Origin of the sequence: Streptomyces sp. NPDC053513, assembly GCF_044544765.1 — a bacterium.
GTDB classification, from domain to species: Bacteria; Actinomycetota; Actinomycetes; order Streptomycetales; family Streptomycetaceae; genus Streptomyces; species Streptomyces litmocidini.
This window is the reverse complement of the sequence record NZ_JBITXP010000025.1, coordinates 48527-65892: the sequence shown is the minus strand read 5'-3', so window position 1 is coordinate 65892 and position 17366 is coordinate 48527. Positions and strand designations below refer to the sequence as shown.

General features: G+C 72.4%; 19 protein-coding genes. 7 read left to right on the top strand and 12 right to left on the bottom strand.

Features of this window, described 5'->3' with window-relative positions; all coding sequences use genetic code 11:
* Positions 1–139 precede the first annotated feature (139 nt).
* From cbiE to ACIGW4_RS30915, 5 genes are all read right to left on the bottom strand, one after another.
* On the bottom strand, positions 140–1381 hold the full coding sequence (cbiE, locus tag ACIGW4_RS30935) for a precorrin-6y C5,15-methyltransferase (decarboxylating) subunit CbiE (RefSeq protein ID WP_123450463.1): 1242 nt from the start codon (positions 1379–1381) through the stop codon (positions 140–142).
* 71 nt (positions 1382–1452) lie between these two features.
* A complete protein-coding gene (locus tag ACIGW4_RS30930) occupies positions 1453–2088 on the bottom strand; it encodes a GNAT family N-acetyltransferase (protein ID WP_123457216.1) in 636 nt (211 codons plus the stop codon).
* Positions 2089–2297: 209 nt separating this feature from the next.
* Positions 2298–3152, bottom strand: a complete 855-nt coding sequence (locus tag ACIGW4_RS30925; RefSeq protein ID WP_398710742.1) for a MetQ/NlpA family ABC transporter substrate-binding protein — start codon at positions 3150–3152, stop codon at positions 2298–2300.
* Between the two features lie 94 nt (positions 3153–3246).
* Positions 3247–3915: a methionine ABC transporter permease gene (locus ACIGW4_RS30920; protein WP_123450467.1), complete on the bottom strand. Its 669-nt coding sequence runs from the start codon at positions 3913–3915 to the stop codon at positions 3247–3249.
* Positions 3912–4967, bottom strand: coding sequence for an ATP-binding cassette domain-containing protein (locus ACIGW4_RS30915; RefSeq protein ID WP_359590817.1), 1056 nt, complete (start codon positions 4965–4967; stop codon positions 3912–3914). Before ACIGW4_RS30915 ends, ACIGW4_RS30920 begins: the two co-directional genes overlap by 4 nt.
* Positions 4968–5659: 692 nt before the next feature.
* Here ACIGW4_RS30915 and ACIGW4_RS30910 point away from each other — a divergent pair.
* Together ACIGW4_RS30910 and ACIGW4_RS30905 are read left to right on the top strand one after the other, a co-directional pair.
* Positions 5660–6022, top strand: coding sequence for a hypothetical protein (locus tag ACIGW4_RS30910; RefSeq protein ID WP_041128303.1), 363 nt, complete (start codon positions 5660–5662; stop codon positions 6020–6022).
* Between the two features lie 2 nt (positions 6023–6024).
* The gene (locus ACIGW4_RS30905; RefSeq protein ID WP_359590818.1) at positions 6025–6435 is read left to right on the top strand and encodes a hypothetical protein; all 411 of its coding nucleotides are present in this window, start codon (positions 6025–6027) and stop codon (positions 6433–6435) included.
* Between the two features lie 2 nt (positions 6436–6437).
* On the opposite strand, the gene ACIGW4_RS30900 is transcribed toward ACIGW4_RS30905, so the two are convergent.
* The 3 genes from ACIGW4_RS30900 to ACIGW4_RS30890 form a co-directional block, all read right to left on the bottom strand.
* Entirely contained in the window at positions 6438–6929 is a 492-nt protein-coding gene (locus ACIGW4_RS30900; protein WP_123450473.1) for a GNAT family N-acetyltransferase, read from the bottom strand.
* A gap of 36 nt (positions 6930–6965) precedes the next feature.
* Positions 6966–7580 carry a sigma-70 family RNA polymerase sigma factor gene (locus ACIGW4_RS30895; protein WP_398710741.1) on the bottom strand — a complete coding sequence of 205 codons (615 nt, stop codon included), beginning with the start codon at positions 7578–7580 and terminating at the stop codon, positions 6966–6968.
* A gap of 106 nt (positions 7581–7686) precedes the next feature.
* Positions 7687–8868, bottom strand: a complete 1182-nt coding sequence (locus ACIGW4_RS30890; RefSeq protein ID WP_398710740.1) for a glycerophosphodiester phosphodiesterase — start codon at positions 8866–8868, stop codon at positions 7687–7689.
* A 242-nt stretch (positions 8869–9110) separates the two neighbouring features.
* On the opposite strand from ACIGW4_RS30890, the gene ACIGW4_RS30885 reads away from it, so the two are divergent.
* Positions 9111–9782, top strand: coding sequence for a lysophospholipid acyltransferase family protein (locus tag ACIGW4_RS30885; protein WP_399584281.1), 672 nt, complete (start codon positions 9111–9113; stop codon positions 9780–9782).
* 65 nt (positions 9783–9847) lie between these two features.
* Here ACIGW4_RS30885 and ACIGW4_RS30880 read toward each other — a convergent pair whose 3' ends face one another.
* Together ACIGW4_RS30880 and ACIGW4_RS30875 are read right to left on the bottom strand one after the other, a co-directional pair.
* Positions 9848–11377 (bottom strand): MFS transporter, encoded by a 1530-nt coding sequence (locus tag ACIGW4_RS30880; RefSeq protein WP_399584318.1) that lies wholly within the window; start codon positions 11375–11377, stop codon positions 9848–9850.
* Positions 11377–11928 carry a TetR/AcrR family transcriptional regulator gene (locus ACIGW4_RS30875; RefSeq protein WP_123450481.1) on the bottom strand — a complete coding sequence of 184 codons (552 nt, stop codon included), beginning with the start codon at positions 11926–11928 and terminating at the stop codon, positions 11377–11379. Before ACIGW4_RS30875 ends, ACIGW4_RS30880 begins: the two co-directional genes overlap by 1 nt.
* Positions 11929–12012: 84 nt before the next feature.
* Between ACIGW4_RS30875 and ACIGW4_RS30870 the strand changes: the two genes are divergently transcribed.
* On the top strand, positions 12013–12522 hold the full coding sequence (locus ACIGW4_RS30870; protein ID WP_399584277.1) for an HAD domain-containing protein: 510 nt from the start codon (positions 12013–12015) through the stop codon (positions 12520–12522).
* An 11-nt stretch (positions 12523–12533) separates the two neighbouring features.
* Here ACIGW4_RS30870 and argH read toward each other — a convergent pair whose 3' ends face one another.
* Positions 12534–13961 (bottom strand): argininosuccinate lyase, encoded by a 1428-nt coding sequence (gene argH, locus ACIGW4_RS30865; RefSeq protein ID WP_123450483.1) that lies wholly within the window; start codon positions 13959–13961, stop codon positions 12534–12536.
* Between the two features lie 148 nt (positions 13962–14109).
* Between argH and ACIGW4_RS30860 the strand changes: the two genes are divergently transcribed.
* From ACIGW4_RS30860 to ACIGW4_RS30850, 3 genes are read left to right on the top strand one after another with little or no spacing between them, the layout of a single operon-like run.
* Positions 14110–15450 carry a hypothetical protein gene (locus tag ACIGW4_RS30860; RefSeq protein WP_399584274.1) on the top strand — a complete coding sequence of 447 codons (1341 nt, stop codon included), beginning with the start codon at positions 14110–14112 and terminating at the stop codon, positions 15448–15450.
* 40 nt (positions 15451–15490) lie between these two features.
* Complete coding sequence (locus ACIGW4_RS30855; protein WP_399584271.1) at positions 15491–16090, top strand: pyridoxamine 5'-phosphate oxidase family protein; 600 nt, start codon at positions 15491–15493, stop codon at positions 16088–16090.
* 46 nt (positions 16091–16136) lie between these two features.
* Positions 16137–16826 (top strand): L,D-transpeptidase, encoded by a 690-nt coding sequence (locus tag ACIGW4_RS30850; RefSeq protein ID WP_399584269.1) that lies wholly within the window; start codon positions 16137–16139, stop codon positions 16824–16826.
* Between the two features lie 9 nt (positions 16827–16835).
* Here ACIGW4_RS30850 and ACIGW4_RS30845 read toward each other — a convergent pair whose 3' ends face one another.
* Positions 16836–17366, bottom strand: coding sequence for an arginine repressor (locus ACIGW4_RS30845; RefSeq protein ID WP_030214728.1), 531 nt, complete (start codon positions 17364–17366; stop codon positions 16836–16838).

The window sequence follows — 17366 nt, the reverse complement described above, 5'->3', positions numbered from 1 at the left end:
ACATCAGTGGCACAAAGCGGCCACCCATTCGGGACATTGGCGAACAGACTGCCGAACGTCCCGGCGCGGTACAACAATCGGCCAGCCTACCCTGCCCCGGTGGGGCGGCCTGGTCACGGGTGGGGGTCCCCCGGCGGAGCTAGGGGGAGTTCGCCCTGCGTCCGGACAGCAGGAAGACGACCGAGCGCTCGCGTTCCGACCAGTCGTCCGGGTCGAGCCCCACGGTCTGGAGGAGGACGCTCTCGACGGCGTAGCCGCCGTCGGCGAGGGCGGCACCGATCGCCTCGGCCTCGTCGCGGGTGGAGGCGTGGACCACGATCCGCTCCGGGCGCCGGTCGGTGCAGGCGGTGACGACGGGAACGCCGCCGGCCCCGATCCGCACGACGTCGGGTTCGGGCAGGCTCTCCAGGACGTGCGGGGCGCGGCCCGGGACGGTCTGGAGGAGGACCCCGTGCCGGCGGGCGGCCCGTTCGGTGCGGGCGCAGGCGTCCGGGTCGATGTCCACGGCGATGACGGCGGCCCCGAAGCGGGCGGCCTCGACGGAGAAGGCGCCGCCCGCGCAGCCGATGTCCCAGACGAGGTCGCCGGTGCGGGGCCCGAGGCGGGCCAGTTGGGCGGCTCGGAGGGCGGGGTCCGTGCCCGCGCCGGTGTGGGCCGGGCCGGTTCCGGGGCCTTCGCCCTCGGAGTCGTACTCCTCGGTGGGAAGGCCCCAGCCGCGTACCGTGCGCGTGGCCGGGTCCCGGCCCATCAGCCAGGGGGCGGTGGGGGTGCCGCCGAGCGCGCCGCCGATGACGAGGACGACGTTCGGGTCGCGCCAGCTGTGGTCGGCGGCCTTGTCGGAGGTGAGGACGGAGACCTGTTCGCGGTCGGTGCCGAGTTCCTCGCAGACGACGAAGGTGCGGTGGACGCCGTCGAGGAGGAGGGCGAGTTCGGCCGGTCCCGCGCCGGGCGAGGTGAGGACGGCGACCTTGGGGTGGGCGCGGCAGACGTTGACGGCGCGGCGCAGGGTGCGCTGGTGGGCGACGACGATCCGGGCGTCCTCCCAGGGCATGCCGGCGCGGGCGAAGGCGGCGGCGACGGACGAGACGGCGGGGACCACCTCGACCTCCAGGCCGTGCTGGGGGGCGCGCAGGGTGCGGACGACGCCGAAGAAGCCGGGGTCGCCGTCGGCGAGGACGACGGCGGTGCCGCGGTGCGACGCGATGCGGCGGGCGGCGAGGTCGACGCTGCCGAGGCGGATGCGTTCGGCGCCCGGCGGCACTTCGGGCAGCGCCAGGTGGTGGCCGGCGCCGGCCACGAGGGTGGCGGCGGAGAGCGCGGACCGGGCCGCCGCGGTGAGGGGCGAGCCGTCCCAGCCGATCACCGTGACGCGGTCGGCCATCGTCGTCTGTCTCCCTGGTGTCGTCGCAGGTCGGGGGCGTGCCGAGCGTACCCCGGGATCGCTCCGGGGGCTCAGCTCCAGTCGGTGTAGGAGGAGTAGCCGGCTTCGGCCATCTGGTCGGCGACGCCGTCGAGGTCCTCGGGGAGGAGGCCCCAGACGATGAAGTCGGTGCGCAGTTCGGTCCAGCTGCCGTCCTCGGTGCGGGTGCGGGCTATGCAGGCGTTGCGCAGGACGCCCTCGCTGATGCAGCCGATCTTCTGGGCGACCTGCTGGGAGGCGGTGTTGTCGGCGGCGGTGCGCAGTTCGAGGCGTTCGAACTTCTGGTCGCCGAAGAGCCACTGGGCGGTGGCGAGCGCGGCCTCGGAGGCGTAGCCCTCGCCGCGGGCCCAGGGGGCGATGATGTAGGACATCTCGGTGGAGCGGACCCGCCAGTTCGTGTTGCCCAGCTGGACGACGCCGACGAGACGCTGGGTCAGGAACTCGGTGACGGCGAGGTCGAGGCCCCGGCCGGCGGTGCGTTCGGTGGGGGCGTACTCGGTGATCCAGCGGTGTGCGGCGGCCTCGGTGAAGGGCTGGGGCACGGCGGTCCAGGCGGCGACCATCTCGTCGTTCATCATCTCGGCGAGGGCGGGGGCGTCCGTCTCCTCGAGCGCGCGCAGCACCAGCCGGTCCGTGTTGATGGAGATGTCCGGGAAGGTGGTAGTCATGCGCAGCTCCATGCCGTGGACCGTCCGAATCGACCGTGAACGCACAGCATGCAGCATGCGGCCGCCGGTGCGCATGGCCGGGTCGGGTGTGCCGGGGGTGTGGGGGGGGTGGGTGTGGCGAAGGCCCCGCGCACCGGACGGGGTGCGGGGGCCTTCTGCTCAAGGACTGTACGGGGGATCCGGTCTGACGGTCCCTCGGGCGCCGTGCCTTACTTCGCGGCGCCGAAGGCCGGGACGACCGAGCCCTTGTAGGTGTCCTCGATGTACTTCTTCACCTCGGGCGAGTTGAGGAGCTCGGCGAGCTTCTGCACGCGGGCGTCCTTCTCGTTGCCCGCCTTGACGGCGAGGAAGTTGGCGTACGGGTTGCCCTCCGCCTTCTCCAGGACGAGGGCGTCCTTCGCCGGGGAGAGCTTGGCCTCGATGGCGTAGTTGCCGTTGATGACGGCGGCGTCCACGTCGTTCAGGGCGCGGGGCACGGTGGCGGCCTCCAGCTCCTTGAACTCCAGGCCCTTCTTGTCGGTGATGTCGGAGAGCTTGGCGTCGGTGCCGACACCGGACTTGAGGGTGATGAGGCCGTTGTCGGCGAGGAGGTGGAGCGCGCGGCCCTCGTTGGTGGTGTCGTTGGGGACGGCGACGGTCTGGCCGGCCTTGATGTCCTTCACCGACTTGACCTTCTTGGAGTAGAGGCCGAGCGGCTCCAGGTGGACGTTCACCACCGGGACGATGTGGGTGTTGTTCTTCTTGTTGAAGTCGTCGAGGTACGGCTTGTGCTGGAAGAAGTTGGCGTCGACCTGGCCGGACTCGGTGGCGGTGTTCGGCAGGACGTAGTCCGTGAACTCCTTCACCTCCAGCTTCAGACCGGCCTTCTCGGCCAGGTTGTCCTTGACGAAGTTGAGGATGTCGGCGTGCGGCGTCGGGGACGCGGCGACGACGAGGGGCTTGTCGGCGGCGCCGGCCGAGTCCTTGGCGGAGGACGGGTCCGAGGAGGTGCCGCAGGCGGTGAGGCCGAGGGCGAGGGCGGCGGTGGCGGCGATACCGGCGGTGAGCTTGATGTTCTTGCGCACGAAGAGTGCCTCTTTCCGGTGGAGCGGATTCTTTGCCTGGACAACAAGTCCGGGCTGTTCTTCGGGAAACGAAGCCTGGGGTGGCCGGGGGCCGTTACGCGGTACGGCCCCGGCGGGCGAGGAGTCGGACGACCCCGTCGCCGATGAGCTGGACGACGGTCACGATCAGGACCAGGACGACGACGGTGACCAGCATGAACGTGGTGTCGAAGCGCTGGTATCCGTAGGTGACGGCCTTGGAGCCGAGGCCCTCGCCGCCGACCGCGCCGGCCATCGCGGAGTAGCCGATGAGCACGATCACGGTGGTGGTGACGGCGGAGACCAGCGAGGGCAGGGCCTGCGGGAGCAGCACCTTGCGGATGATGGTGGGGATGCCGCCGCCCATGGCCTGGACGGCCTCGACGAGTCCGTGGTCGACCTCGCGGATCGCCGTCTCGACGAGGCGCGCGAAGAAGGGGATGGCGCCGATGGCGAGCGGCACGATCATCGCGGTCGGGCCGATGAAGGTGCCGACGACGAAGGTCGTGAAGGGGATGAGGGCGATCAGCAGGATGATGAACGGCAGTGAACGCCCGATGTTCACGATCGCACCGACGACCTTGTTCACCGGCCGGTTCTGCAGCAGTCCGCCCTTGTCCGTGAGGACGAGGAGGATGCCGAGGGGCAGGCCGCCGACGATGGTGACGACGGTGGCCCACAGGACCATGTAGAGGGTGTCGACGGTGCCCTGCTCCAGGAGGGGCTGCATCTCCGACCAGGTCACTTGGCACCTTCCTTGACCAGTACGGGCGCGGCGCCCGACTCCTGTGCGTCGTCCTCCACGAGCTCGACCTGGAGGCCCTGCTCGCGCAGGAAGCCGACCGGGACGACGTTCTCCTCGTACCGTCCGGGGAGTTCGATCCGCATCCGGCCGATCTGCTTCCCGCCGACGGTGTCCATCGCCGCCCCGAGGATCGAGATGTCGATGTTGTACGTGCGGGAGAGCTGCGAGATGACCGGCTGGGTCGCGGCCTCGCCGTGGAACGTGACGTCGACGACGGTGCGGTCGGGGCCCGTGGGGGCGCCGCCGACCGGGAACAGCTCGGCCGCCAGCTGGGAGCCGGGGGTGGCGAGCAGTTCGCCGACGGTGCCGGACTCGACGACGCGGCCCTTCTGCATGAGCGCGGCGGAGTCGCAGATCGTCTTGACGACGTCCATCTCGTGCGTGATGAGCAGGACGGTGAGTCCGAGCTGCCGGTTGAGGTCGCGCAGGAGCTGGAGGATGGAACGGGTGGTCTCCGGGTCGAGGGCGCTGGTGGCCTCGTCGGAGAGCAGGACCTTGGGGTTGCCGGCGAGGGCGCGGGCGATGCCGACGCGCTGCTTCTGGCCGCCGGAGAGCTGGCCGGGGTAGGACTTCGCCTTGTCGGCGAGGCCGACCAGATCGAGGAGTTCCAGGGCCCGGCGGGAACGCTCGGCGCCGGAGACGCCGAGGATCTCCAGGGGAAGTTCGATGTTGTCCTTGACCGTGCGGGAGGACAGCAGGTTGAAGTGCTGGAAGACCATGCCGATGCTGCTGCGCGCCCGGCGCAGGTCCTTGCCGGCGCGGCGGCCCTTTCCGGCGAGGGCGGTGAGGTCGACGCCGTCGACGGTCACGGTGCCGGAGGTGGGGCGCTCCAGGAGGTTGACGCAGCGGATGAGCGAGGACTTGCCGGCGCCGCTCTGGCCGATGACGCCGAAGACCTCGCCCTCGCGGACGTGGAGGTCGACTCCGTCCAGAGCGGTGACCTGTCGGCCGCGCGACTCGTAGACCTTGGTCAGGCCCGAAGTGGTGATCACAGGGGTTTCCGTCACTGTCGAGTGCGCGACGCGGGGTCCGTCGTGCACGGGGCATTCGTCTTCGGACAGTCAGGCGCACGGGAGGCTGTTCCGGTCGGCTGGTGGCCGGTGGAAAGCGGTGCGCGGGGCAGGCACGGTCCGGCGCCGGGTGGCGGGCGGATCGGCTCGGCCGTCGGGGTCTCGCTTCGGGGCGCGAGGCTCAGGCGGGGGCCCTCAGATGGCGCACATTCGACACGTACAACGAGCACCGGGCGTCGTGTTCGCCTCGGTCGCAAGGGTGCGGCTGCTCGTCGTGGTCATGGCTGCAAGTAAAACATGCGCAGCTGCGAAGGGAAGCGGCCTGTCCGAATAGCGGACATCGCTGAGACGACATGCGGACGCGTCCGCACCGCTCCGCGGCGCGCCTTTCCGTGCGTGGCCTGGCGGGGAGGGTGCCGGGCCGGTCGCGGAGGGGACGGCGATCGGGTACGGGATGTGGCGGAGGCCACGCGCCAGGCGGGGTCCGGCGGGCCGGGGGGAGACCTTGGTGGGCCGGGGGGATGGATCTCGGCGGGCTGGGGGGTGGGCCTTGACGAACCGGGAGGTGGGCCTCGGTGAGCTAAGGGGCGGGCCTTGACGAACCAGGGGGGTGGGCCTCGGTGGGCCGGGGGGTGAGCGCATCGGGTGCTTCGGGCCGTAATACCCTCGGGCGCATGCTTGACGCCCTGACGGTCGCGGTCTCCGTGGCCGCGCTCGCCCTCGCCGCCTGGTGCGGCTTCGCCGCCTTCCGGGACCAGTCGACCAAGGACTGGCACTTCATCGGCATGGCCGTGGTGACCTTCCTGGTCCTGGTCCAGCTGATCGTCGGCATCGTGCAGCTGGCGCGCGGCGAGAAGGCGGAGGAGGGCACGACGATCTTCGTCGCCTATCTGCTCGGCGCGCTGTGCGCGGTGCCCATCGCCGGTTTCATGTCGCTCGCGGAGCGCAGCCGGTGGGGTTCGGCGACGGTGGCGGCCGGCGCGGTCGTCCTGGCCGTGCTCGAAGTGCGTCTCTACGACATCTGGACGGTGGGCTGACCATGACCGCGACCGAGGGAACGACCCGTCTGGTCAAGGGCCCGGGGATGCTGCTCGTCTGGCTGTACGGCGTGATGTCGGTCGGCGCGGTCTCGCGCTCGATCTACCAGATCGCGAGCGAGTTCGACCGGGCCCCGCTGGCGTACTCCCTGTCGGCGGTGGCGGCGGTCGTCTACGTCTTCATCACGTACACGCTGGTACGGGGCGGGGAGAAGGCCCGCAGGGCGGCGCTGGTGTGCTGCGCCGCCGAGCTCGCGGGCGTGCTGGTCGTGGGGACCTGGACGCTGGTCGAGCCGTCCGCCTTCCCGGACGCGACGGTCTGGTCGGACTTCGGCTACGGCTACGTCTTCATCCCGGTGCTGCTGCCGCTGACCGGCATCTGGTGGCTGCGGAAGTCCGCCAAGGCCGCCTAGGCTCAGGCGGCCTTCTCCAGGGTCACCAGGGTGAGCTTCGGGCCGAGCTCGCGGGTGGCGACCTGCTCGTACCCCTTGCTGCGGTAGAGGCGCAGATTGCCCTCGCTGCGGTGACCGGTGAAGAGCTGGAAGCGCTTGGCGGACGTCGTCGCCTCGGCGCCGGCGGCCGCGAAGTGGCGCTCGATGCCGTCGAGGAGACGTCCGCCGAGGCCGTGCCGCCGCATGCGCGGGTGGACGATCAGCTTGGCGATCCGCACGGTGCCGTCCTCGTCGAGGCGGGCCCGCACGGAGGCGACCACCTCGTCGCCGAGCCGGGCCACGAGTCCGTGGCCCTCGGCCAGTTCGGCGCGCAGGGCGTCGAGCGACTGGGTGAGGGGCTCGATGGACCAGTCCCCGTACAGCTCCGCCTCGCTCTGGTAGCAGAGGTACTGCAGCTTCAGGATGTGCTCCGCGTCCCGCGCGTCCGCCGCTGAGATGGTCACGCTCAGGCCCATGTGCGCATGCCTCCCGCTCATCTGTCGATCATCGGTTTACCGCACCCTTCCCCGTCGGCCGGGAGCGGGAACCTCCGCAGCCAGCATTCTGCGCAGGCATCCCAGGCAACGGGAACGCATCGGCCCCAGACTGCCCTGTGAGATACCCAACTCTCCTGCGATTTCTCGGTAGGTGGGGTCCTTCGGGTCGAGCATCGCGGTCAGCACCTTCGGGCAGCGGCCCGGTGTCCTGGTGACGGCGGCGCGCAGGGTGCGGCGGCCCTCGGCGACCAGCAGGGAGTGCTCCGGGGAGCCGTGGGGCTCGGCGCCGCCCGGCTCGTGGACGGGCTCGTCCCGGTAGGGGCGTTCCCGGTCGTGGGTCCTGCGGGCGCGGCGTGCCTCCGCGCGGACGGCGCGGCGCAGCCATTCGGCGGGCCGTTCGGGGGCGGCGCCGGTCTGCCGGAGCTGCTCCAGGAGGCGGAGCCAGACGGCCTGTTCGAGGTCGCCCGGGTCGACGCCGGCGGCCGGCGCCTCGGCGTCGGACTCGGCGGAGAGGAGGGGGGCGAGGGCGGCGAGGAGGCCGGGGGCGTGGGCTTCCGGGGCGAGGGCGGCTTCCGGGGCCGGGGCTTCCTCGGCGGGGGCGGTCTCGGGGAGCGTTTCGGGGGTGGTCATGACCGGCACGATGCCGGGGTGCGCGGCCGTGGTTGCGGTGCGGGGCGTAAACCACCCGGGAGGGGGGCGCACGTCCGGCGGGCCGGTCGTACGCCCCCTCGTCGGGTCAGTCGCGGGCGGTGAGGTCCGCGGCGGCGAGCAGGGCGGTGTCCGGGTTGTCGGAGAAGATGCCGTCGATCCCCGTCTCCAGGTACCGCTTGAGCGCCCCGAAGGCGTCGCCGTACGCCGTCGGGTCGGTGCCCTTGCGGAAGTCCGCGGGCAGGAAGGTGTTCTCGTTGCGGTGCGTGTACGGGTGGAGGATCAGCCCCTCGGCGTGCGCGTCGCGGACCAGGGTGGTCGGGGTGCCGAGCCGGCCGCCCGCGTCCTTCGGGATGACCAGGTCGAGCGTGGGGCCGATGCCCCGCGCGTACGAGGCGATCCAGGCGAGGCCCTCGGGCGTGACCAGGTCGGCGACCGTGCGCGGGTCCCCGGCCTCGACGAAGTCCCAGGGGCGGCTGCCCGCGCCGGAGAGCAGGACGACGCCGGGGGCGTCCACCAGCTTCGCCAGGCGCTGGATGCTGCTGGGCTCGAAGGACTGGAGGAAGACGGGGGAGTTCGCGCGGTGGCGTCCGTACCGGCGCAGGAGCTTCGCGAGCCGCTCCTCCAGGCCGAGGCCGAGGGAGCGGAAGTAGCTGGGGTGCTTGGTCTCGACGTGGAGCCAGATCTCGCGGCCCCGGCGGCGGCCCTCCTCCTCGGCCCAGATCAGGACCTCCTCGAAGGTGGGGACCGTCCAGCGGCCGTCGTAGAGGGTGTTCTCCTGGCGGGTGCCGGGGATGCGCTCCTTGGCCCGCAGGGTCTTGAGCTCGGCGAGCGTGAAGTCCTCGGTGAACCAGCCGGTGAGCGCGGTGCCGTCGACGGTCTTGGTGGTCTTCCGGGAGGCGAACTCGGGGTGGTCGGCGACGTCGGTGGTGCCGGTGATGTCGTTCTCGTGGCGGCAGACCAGGTGCCCGTCCCGGGTGGGCACGAGGTCCTGCTCGACGACGTGGGCGCCGAGGTCGAGGGCGTGCCGGTAGGAGCCGAGGGTGTGCTCGGGGCGGTAGCCGGCGGAGCCGCGGTGGCCGATGACGGTGGGGACGGGGAGGGAGCGGTAGCCGTGACCGCGGCCGGGCGCGCGGTCCTGGCCGGCGGCCCGCTGCTCGTCGGCCCGCGCGGTGCCGGCCGCGAGGGCCGTGGAGGCGCCGAGGACGGTGGCGCCCGCCGCTCCGAGAACCGTCCGCCGTGCCGGGGTCCGGCGTTCGCCCTGGGTCATGAGGGATCCTCCTGTGTGAGCCGCGGTGTGATGTCCCGCACCTGTCAACTGTTGTCCCCGACGCTAGGCAGCGGGGCCCTACGGGCGGCAGACCTCGGCGGAACATGGCGGAAACACGCGTCAACACTGCGTATCCGTTCGATGAACCCGATGTGCGCGTGGGGGTGACCCGCGAGTATCGTCGCCAGCTGCGACTGTCGTCTCGACAGCTCGACCGACCCGCTTCCCACCCGGAGGAACCGTTGTCCCGTCTCGCGATCATCAAGGCAGTGCTCGGGCCGGTCATGCGCCTGATGTTCCGCCCCCGCGTGGAGGGCGCCGAGAACATCCCCGGGACGGGTCCCGTGATCCTCGCGGGCAACCACCTGACCTTCATCGACTCGATGATCATGCCGATCTGCCTGGACCGTCCGGTCCACTTCATCGGCAAGGACGAGTACGTGACGGGCAGGGGCCTCAAGGGCCGGGCGATGGCCTGGTTCTTCACCAGCGTCGGCATGATCCCGGTGGACCGGGACGGCGGCCGCGGTGGTGTGGCGGCGCTGATGACGGGCCGTCGCGTCCTGGAGGAGGGCAGGATCTTCTCGATCTACCCGGAGGGCACCCGCTCCCCCGACGGCCGGCTGTACCGGGGCCGTACGGGCATCGCGCGGCTGACCCTGATGACGGGGGCGCCGGTGGTGCCGTTCGCGATGATCGGCACCGACAAGATCCAGCCGGGCGGGTCGGGCTTCCCGCGTCCGGGCCGGGTGACGGTCCGCTTCGGCGAGGCGATGGAGTTCTCGCGGTACGACGGGATGGACCGCGACCGGTACGTCCTGCGGGCGGTGACCGACTCGGTGATGTCCGAGGTGATGCGGCTGTCCGGGCAGGAGTACGTGGACATGTACGCCACGAAGGCGAAGGCCGCGTAGGCGCGGTGCGGTGGTGACGAGGGCGGCGTCCTGGACAGGACGCCGCCCTCGCGCGTTCGCGGCCTCTACTTCTCCAGCCTCTGGCCCCTGAGGAGGAACCAGGCCGCGACCGCCGCGGCGAGGAGGACCGCCGCGCCGACGCCGGCCGCGATCCGCAGGCCGTCGACGAAGGCGTCCTGGGCGGAGGCGACCAGGGCGGTCGCCGTCCCGGGGGCGAGGCCGGCGGAGGCCTCGACCGCGCCGCCGAGCGACTCGTGGGCGGCCGACGCGATGTCCGAGGGGACGCCGGCCGGGGTGACGAAGCCCTGGTAGACGCCGGTCACGATGGAGCCGAGGACGGCGATGCCGAGCGCGGCGCCGAGTTCGTACGCGGTCTCGGAGACGGCGGAGGCGGCTCCGGCCTGCTCCTTCGGGACGCTGGAGAGGATCACGTCGGCGGTCACGGTGAAGGCGAAGCCCGCGCCCACGCCGACGACGAGGAGGCTCGCGCCGAGCAGCGGGTAGCCGGTGTGCGGGTCGAGCGTCGTCAGGACGCCGAGGGCGAGGCCGACCGCCGCGAGGCCGCCGGCCACCACGGACCGTACGGAGAAGCGGCGGGCCACGAGGCCGGCGACCAGGCCGGCCGCCACCGCGCCGATCGCGGCCGGCAGTTCGGCGAGTCCGGCCTCCAGGGGCTGGCGGCCCTGGACCAGCTGGAAGAACTGGGACAGGAAGAACACCAGGCCGGAGAGGCCGAGGACGGTCAGCAGGTCGGCGAGGACGGCGCCGGAGAAGCCGCGGTGACGGAAGAGCCGCATGTCCAGGAGCGGCGCGGGCAGGGTGAGCTGCCTGCGGACGAACCAGGTCAGGGCGGCGGCGCCGGCGAGGGCGGCGATCCCGGCGTCGAGGGAGGGGCCGTGGGAGGCCAGTTCCTTGACGGCGTAGACGATTCCGATGACGCCGACGAGGGAGAGGGCGACGCTGGAGAGGTCCCAGGGGCCGTGGCTCGGGCTCTTCGACTCGGGGATCAGCCTGGCGCCGACGAGGACGAGGACGGCCATGACGGGCAGGTTGATGAGGAAGACCGAGCCCCACCAGAAGTGCTCCAGGAGGAACCCGCCGACGACCGGTCCGACGGCGGCGCCGGCCGAGGCCATGGCGCCCCAGATGCCGATGGCGAGGCTGCGCTCGCGCGGGTCGTGGAAGAGGTTCCGGATGAGCGCGAGGGTCGACGGCATGAGGGTCGCGCCGGCGACGCCGAGGAGGGCGCGGGCGACGATCATCATCTCGGGGCTGGTCGCGTAGGCGTTCAGGACCGAGAGGGCGCCGAAGGCGGTGGCGCCGATCAGCAGCAGCTTCTTGCGGCCGATGCGGTCGCCGAGGCTGCCCATGGAGACCAGGAGTCCGGCGATGACGAAGGAGTAGACGTCGCCGATCCAGAGGAGCTGGGTGCCGGAGGGCTTGAGGTCCTCGGAGAGGAAGGGCGTGGCGAGGCCGAGCACCGTGGCGTCGACCGCCACGAGCAGGACGGCCAGGACGAGCACGGAGAGGGCGAGCCACCGGCCGGGGCGGCGCACGCCCTCGGTATGGCTCTCGGTACTGATGCTGCTGGTGATCACTTCTCCACGCTCCTGCGCGCTCCGCCGAGCAGCAGCTCGACGATCATGTACTGGAAGTCCTTGGCGGCGACCCGGCCGTCCTGCACGGCCCAGGCGCCGGAACCGACGAGCCCGTAGAAGGCCTCGGTGAGCCAGGCGGGGGTCAGGTCGATGCGGAAGACGCCCTGTTCCTGGCCGCGCCGGAAGAGCGCGGAGACGCGGGCGTCGAGGCGTTCCCAGCCCTCGTTCTGCTGGTCGCCCTCGAAGAGCTGGTTCTCGGTGACGAGGAACGACAGCAGGGGCGCGACGGGCTCGACCTCGGCGACGAGCCGCCGTACGGCTCCGTCGGCGGGTCCTTCGTCGATGCGGGCCCGGTCGTGGGCCGCCTCCAGCTCCTGGAGCCCGAGCTCCTCCAGCGCCCGCACCAGGGCGTCCCGTCCGGCGAAGTGCCGGTGCAGCGTGGCGCGCCCGATCCCGGCGGCCCGGGCGACCTCGTCCATGGTGGCGGTCGCCTTGCGGGTGAGGAGGGCGGCGGCGGCGCGGAGCACCTGGGTGCGATCGACTGACATGAGACAAGAGTACACCGACTGAGACACCAGTGTCTCATTCGATATTTCGAAGCCTCATCGGGTCGGGGAAGGAATGCCGTGATCATGAGGAAGCCACTGCTGCTGATCGACGTCGACGGGCCGCTGAATCCGTACGCGGCGCAGCCCGAGCGGCGCCCGGCGGGGTACGAGACCCACCGGATGAGCCCGACGGGCTGGACGGGGGCGAAGCCGCTGCGGGTGTGGCTCGATCCGGAGCACGGCGACGAGCTGCTCGCGCCGGCGGAGGCGTACGAACCGGTGTGGGCGACGACCTGGAAGGGCGAGGCGAACGAGTGGATCGGGCCCCGGCTCGGGCTGCCGGAGCCGCCCTGGATCGACTGGCCCCGGATGCACGGGAAGGCCCCTCGCGGGACCTTCCGGAAGACGCAGTACGTCCTGGAGTACGCGGCGGGGCGGCCGTTCGCCTGGATCGACGACGACATCACCCCGTACGACCGCGAGTACGTGGAGCGGAACCACCTCGCCGCCGCCCTGTTGCTGCGCGTCGACGAACGGATCGGGCTGACCCGGCCGGACTTCGACGCGCTCGCGGAGTGGGCGGCGGCGCTGTGACGTGCTGAGGACTACTTCTTGGCCTCGGCCCAGGCGTGCTGGATCACCAGGTCCGCCTTGACCTCGATCAGCTGGGTGGCGACCGCCGAGGGGGCGGTGCCGCCGCGGCCGTTGCGGGAGGCGAGGGCGCCGGGGACGTTGAGGACGGTGCGGACCTCGGGGGTGAGGTGCTCGGAGATCTTGGCGAACTGCTCGTCCGTGAGCTCGTCCAGCTCCTTGCCCTCGGACTCGGCGACCTTCACGCACTCGCCGGCCACCTCGTGCGCCACGCGGAACGGCACGCCCTGCTTGACCAGCCACTCGGCGATGTCGGTGGCGAGGGAGAAGCCGGCCGGGGCCAGTTCCTCCATCCGGTCGCGGTTGACCGTGAGCGTCGCCATCATGCCGGTGAACGCCGGGAGCAGGACCTCCAGCTGGTCGCAGGAGTCGAAGACCGGCTCCTTGTCCTCCTGGAGGTCCCGGTTGTAGGCGAGCGGAAGGGCCTTGAGGGTGGCCATCAGGCCGGAGAGGTTGCCGATGAGGCGGCCGGACTTGCCGCGCGCCAGCTCGGCGATGTCCGGGTTCTTCTTCTGCGGCATGATCGACGAGCCGGTGGAGAAGGCGTCGTGCAGGGTCACGAAGGAGAACTCCTTCGTGTTCCAGATGATGATCTCCTCGGCGATCCGCGAGAGGTTGACGCCGATCATCGCCGTGATGAAGGCGAACTCGGCGACGAAGTCGCGGGAGGCCGTGCCGTCGATCGAGTTGCCGGCCGAGCCCCGCTCGAAGCCGAGGTCCTTCGCCACCGCCTCCGGGTCGAGCCCGAGGGAGGAACCCGCGAGGGCGCCGGAGCCGTACGGGGAGACGGCCGTCCGGGTGTCCCACTGCCGCAGTCGCTCGGCGTCCCGGGAGAGGGCCTGGGCGTGGGCGAGGACGTGATGGGCGAAGAGCACCGGCTGCGCGTGCTGGAGGTGCGTACGGCCGGGCATGGCGACGTCCGGGTGGGCCTCGGCGAGGCCGACCAGGGCGTCCTGGAGGTCGGCGATCAGGCCGCCGATGATCCGGGCGTGGTCGCGCAGGTACATGCGGAAGAGGGTCGCGACCTGGTCGTTCCGGGACCGGCCGGCGCGCAGCTTGCCGCCGAGCTCGGCACCGAGGCGCTCCAGGAGGCCCCGCTCCAGGGCGGTGTGGACGTCCTCGTCGGCGATGGTGCCGACGAAGGAGCCGTCGGCGACGTCCGCCTCCAGCTGGTCGAGTCCGGCGAGCATGCGGGTCAGCTCGTCCTCGGTGAGCAGGCCGGCCTTGTGCAGCACGCGCGCGTGGGCGCGGGAGCCGGCGATGTCGTACGGCGCGAGACGCCAGTCGAAGTGGACCGAAGCGGAGAGCTTCGCCAGGGCCTCGGCGGGGCCGTCGGCGAACCGTCCGCCCCAGAGCCGGACGTCACCGTTGTTGCTGCTCACTGCTGCTCCTCGATCGAACGTGGGCGGATGGCGCGGGGTCGACGTTGATGGGCATAACTATGCGGATGGCCGTATGTTTTGTCAATCAGGGTGCCTGAGGGGCGAAATCCGGAAGCGTCCCCGGACACCCTCCCCCTACGCTCCGCCCATGGACGACACCCACACCGCAGGGGCCACCCGACTGGCCCGGGGCACGCCGCTCACCTCGGCGATCGACACGTCGGACGCCTCGGCCTGGACGGGTCTCGACCTCGCCGTGCGGGAGCTCGCCCGCACCCGCCCGTCCGCGCTGCCGGACCACGCCTGGGCGACCGGCCGCCGCCTCCACTGGTCCTGGGACGCGCCGCTGCCCACCCTGAACCTCTCCCGCCTCGCGCCCGACGGGCCCGCACTCGCCCTCGCGCTCTGCCACCCCGACGGCCGGATACGGGAGGCGGCCCTGCGGCGCGCGGCCGGCCTTCCCGCCTCCGACCTGCTTCCGCTGCTGCCCCTCGTGGCGATCCGCTGCGCGGACTGGGCGGAGCCCATACGCGAACCCGCCCGCGACCTGCTGCGGACCGCGCTTCCCGGTGTCGGGCCCGACACGATCGTCGTGCTGGCACCCGTCGTCCTGCGCGTCGCCGGGCGCCGGCACGGGGAGGCCGCCCGGGCCCTCCTCGAAGCGACGCTCGGGGAGGGCCCGGCACCCGTCCTCGAAACCGCCCTCGTCCACGACGACCGCGCGACCCGGCGTCTGGCGCACCGGATCGCGGTCGAGCGCCGGCACTTCTCCCCCGAGCGGTTCGCCCGGACCGCCGCCGCCGACCCGGACGTGGCGATCCAGGACGTCTGCGCGGACGGCGCGGTCGCCGGAGTGGGGCCGGAGACCGGGGACGAGGTGCTCCTCCCGCTGCTGCGCTCCCCGCACCCCCGGGTGCGCGCGGCCGGTGTGACGGCGCTGCGGCGGGCCGGGCGCCCCACGCGGGCCGAGGCGTTCCTCACGGACCGGTCGGCGCTGGTGCGGGCGTGCGCGCGGTACGTGCTGCGCCGGTACGACATCGACCCGGCCCCGCTCTACCGGGCCCTGTGCGCGGGAGGGTCGGTGCCTCCCGCCGCGCCCCTCGGGCTCGCCGAGTGCGGCGCACGGGACGACGCCGCCGTGCTGTGGGGCCTCACGGACCACCCGCACCCGGGCGTGCGCGCCCGCGCGGTGGCCGGGCTGCGCGTACTGGACGCGGCGGACTGGGCACGCCTGGTGCCGCTGCTCGACGACCCGGCGCCCGGGGTCGTACGGGAGACGGTGACCGCCCTCGTACCGTCGACCGACCGGCTGCCGCGGGCGGAGCTGACGGCCCGGCTCGGGACCGAACACCCCCGGCACGTGCGCGTAGGGGCGTTCCGGCTGCTCGTGGCGCACGGCGGTCCCGAGTTGCGGGAGATCGCCTGGACGCTGATCGACGACGCCGAGCCGAAGTTGCGTGCCAACTCCCTGTCCCTGCTCCGGAACTGACGCCCCGACCGACCAGGTTCGAGTGAGGGAGAATCAGGCCATGGCAAAAACGTATGAGCGTATCGACGGACGGCTCCGGGCCTTCATCGAGGACCAGCCGGTCTTCTTCACCGCCACCGCGCCGCTCGCCGGCGACGGGCACGTCAACCTCTCCCCCAAGGGGCGCAGGGGCACCCTCGTCGTGCTCGACGAACTGACGCTCGCCTACGTCGACTTCGGCGGCAGCGGTGCCGAGACGATCGCGCACCTGCGGGAGCCCGGGAACGGACGGATCACGCTCATGTGGACCGCGTTCTCCGGGCCGCCGACCGTCGTGCGGGTGCACGGCACCGGGGAGGCCGTGCTGCGGGACGACCCGCGCTGGGGCGAGCTGTTCACGCGGTTCCCCGCCGAGGCCGTCGAGGGCCAGGGCAGCGCGCGGGCGATCGTCCTCGTGCACGCGCGGCGGATCAGCGACGCGTGCGGGTTCGCCGTCCCGCTGATGGAGTACCGGGAGGACCGGACGCTGCACGCCGAGTACTTCAACCGGAAGACGGACCGGGAGTTCAGCGACTACTGCGAGAGCAAGGACCACATCGCGACCAGCCTCGACGGACTGCCCGGGCTGCCGCTCCCGCTGCCCCCGCTGCCCGCCGAATAGCCCCGTACGACGGGCGGGGACCCGTGCGCGGTCCTAGCGTCGCGGCATGCGCACCCTCATCGCCCTCGGCGCCGTCCTGCTCTCCTCCCTGGGCGCCCCGCCCGCTCCCGTACCGCTGCCCGAGCGGATGGCCGACACCGGCGGGGGCTCCCAGCTGATCACCGCCGAGGCCCCGGACCCGGGCGCCACGGCGGGCACGCTGACCTGGTGGGACCGGCGCGGTGGGCGCTGGGTGGCGGCGGGGTCCGCGCCCGCCCGGTTCGGGGCGAGGGGGCTCGCCGAGGGCGCCACGCGCCGGCAGGGCACGAACACCACGCCCACCGGGCTCCACCCGATGCCCTACGCCTTCGGGGTGCGGGACAGGCCGGCCGGGACCCGCTTCCCGTACGCCCGGGTCACCGACCGCTCCTGGTGGTGCCAGGACAACGCCTCCCGCGCGTACAACCGCTGGGTCGAGGGGCTGCCCCGCGACTGCCGGGCCGGCGAGGCCGAGCACCTCGTCGCGTACGGCACGCAGTACGCGTACGCGCTCGTCATCGGCTTCAACTACGAGCGTCCGGTGCGCGGACGCGGGGCCGGGATCTTCCTGCACGTCAACGGGCGCGGGGCGACGGCCGGTTGCGTCTCCGTGCCGGCCGACGCGATGCGCGCGGTCCTCGCCTGGGCGGATCCCGCGCGCCGGCCGCACATCGCCGTCGGAACGCGGGGCGGTCCGACGGCGATCACCCGGTACTGAGCCCGGGGGCTATTTCTGCGCCAGCTTCAGCAGGTGGTCGGCGAGCGCCTGGCCGCCGACCGGGTCGCGGCTGATGAGCAGCAGGGTGTCGTCACCGGCGATGGTGCCGAGGATGGCGTGGAGTTCGGCCTGGTCGATGGCCGACGCGAGGAACTGGGCGGCGCCCGGCGGGGTCCGCAGCACCACCAGGTTGGCGGAGGCCTCGGCGGAGATCAGCAGTTCGCCGGAGAGGCGGCGCATGCGCTCCTCCTTGGCGGACTCGCCGAGCGGCGCCTGCGGGGTGCGGAAACCGCCCTCGCTGGGGACCGCGTAGATCAGCTCGCCGCCCGTGTTGCGGATCTTCACCGCGCCGAGCTCGTCGAGGTCGCGGCTGAGCGTCGCCTGGGTGACGCTCAGTCCGTCGTCCGCGAGGAGCTTGGCGAGCTGGCTCTGCGAGCGCACCGGCTGCCGGTTGAGGATGTCGACGATCCTGCGGTGGCGTGCGGTGCGGGTCTGCGGAACGGACGGCCCGCCGTGCTCGTTCTCCTGCGCGTCGGTCAT

Excerpts from the sequence above, each read along its gene's own strand:
- cbiE (WP_123450463.1), bottom strand. The coding sequence starts at position 1,381 with ATGGCCGACCGCGTCACGGTGATCGGCTGGGACGGCTCGCCCCTCACC.
- ACIGW4_RS30930 (WP_123457216.1), bottom strand. The coding sequence starts at position 2,088 with ATGACTACCACCTTCCCGGACATCTCCATCAACACGGACCGGCTGGTG.
- ACIGW4_RS30910 (WP_041128303.1), top strand. The coding sequence starts at position 5,660 with ATGCTTGACGCCCTGACGGTCGCGGTCTCCGTGGCCGCGCTCGCCCTC.
- ACIGW4_RS30905 (WP_359590818.1), top strand. The coding sequence starts at position 6,025 with ATGACCGCGACCGAGGGAACGACCCGTCTGGTCAAGGGCCCGGGGATG.
- ACIGW4_RS30900 (WP_123450473.1), bottom strand. The coding sequence starts at position 6,929 with ATGGGCCTGAGCGTGACCATCTCAGCGGCGGACGCGCGGGACGCGGAG.
- ACIGW4_RS30895 (WP_398710741.1), bottom strand. The coding sequence starts at position 7,580 with ATGACCACCCCCGAAACGCTCCCCGAGACCGCCCCCGCCGAGGAAGCC.
- ACIGW4_RS30890 (WP_398710740.1), bottom strand. The coding sequence starts at position 8,868 with ATGACCCAGGGCGAACGCCGGACCCCGGCACGGCGGACGGTTCTCGGA.
- ACIGW4_RS30875 (WP_123450481.1), bottom strand. The coding sequence starts at position 11,928 with ATGTCAGTCGATCGCACCCAGGTGCTCCGCGCCGCCGCCGCCCTCCTC.
- ACIGW4_RS30870 (WP_399584277.1), top strand. The coding sequence starts at position 12,013 with ATGAGGAAGCCACTGCTGCTGATCGACGTCGACGGGCCGCTGAATCCG.
- ACIGW4_RS30860 (WP_399584274.1), top strand. The coding sequence starts at position 14,110 with ATGGACGACACCCACACCGCAGGGGCCACCCGACTGGCCCGGGGCACG.
- ACIGW4_RS30855 (WP_399584271.1), top strand. The coding sequence starts at position 15,491 with ATGGCAAAAACGTATGAGCGTATCGACGGACGGCTCCGGGCCTTCATC.
- ACIGW4_RS30850 (WP_399584269.1), top strand. The coding sequence starts at position 16,137 with ATGCGCACCCTCATCGCCCTCGGCGCCGTCCTGCTCTCCTCCCTGGGC.
- ACIGW4_RS30845 (WP_030214728.1), bottom strand. The coding sequence starts at position 17,366 with ATGACCGACGCGCAGGAGAACGAGCACGGCGGGCCGTCCGTTCCGCAG.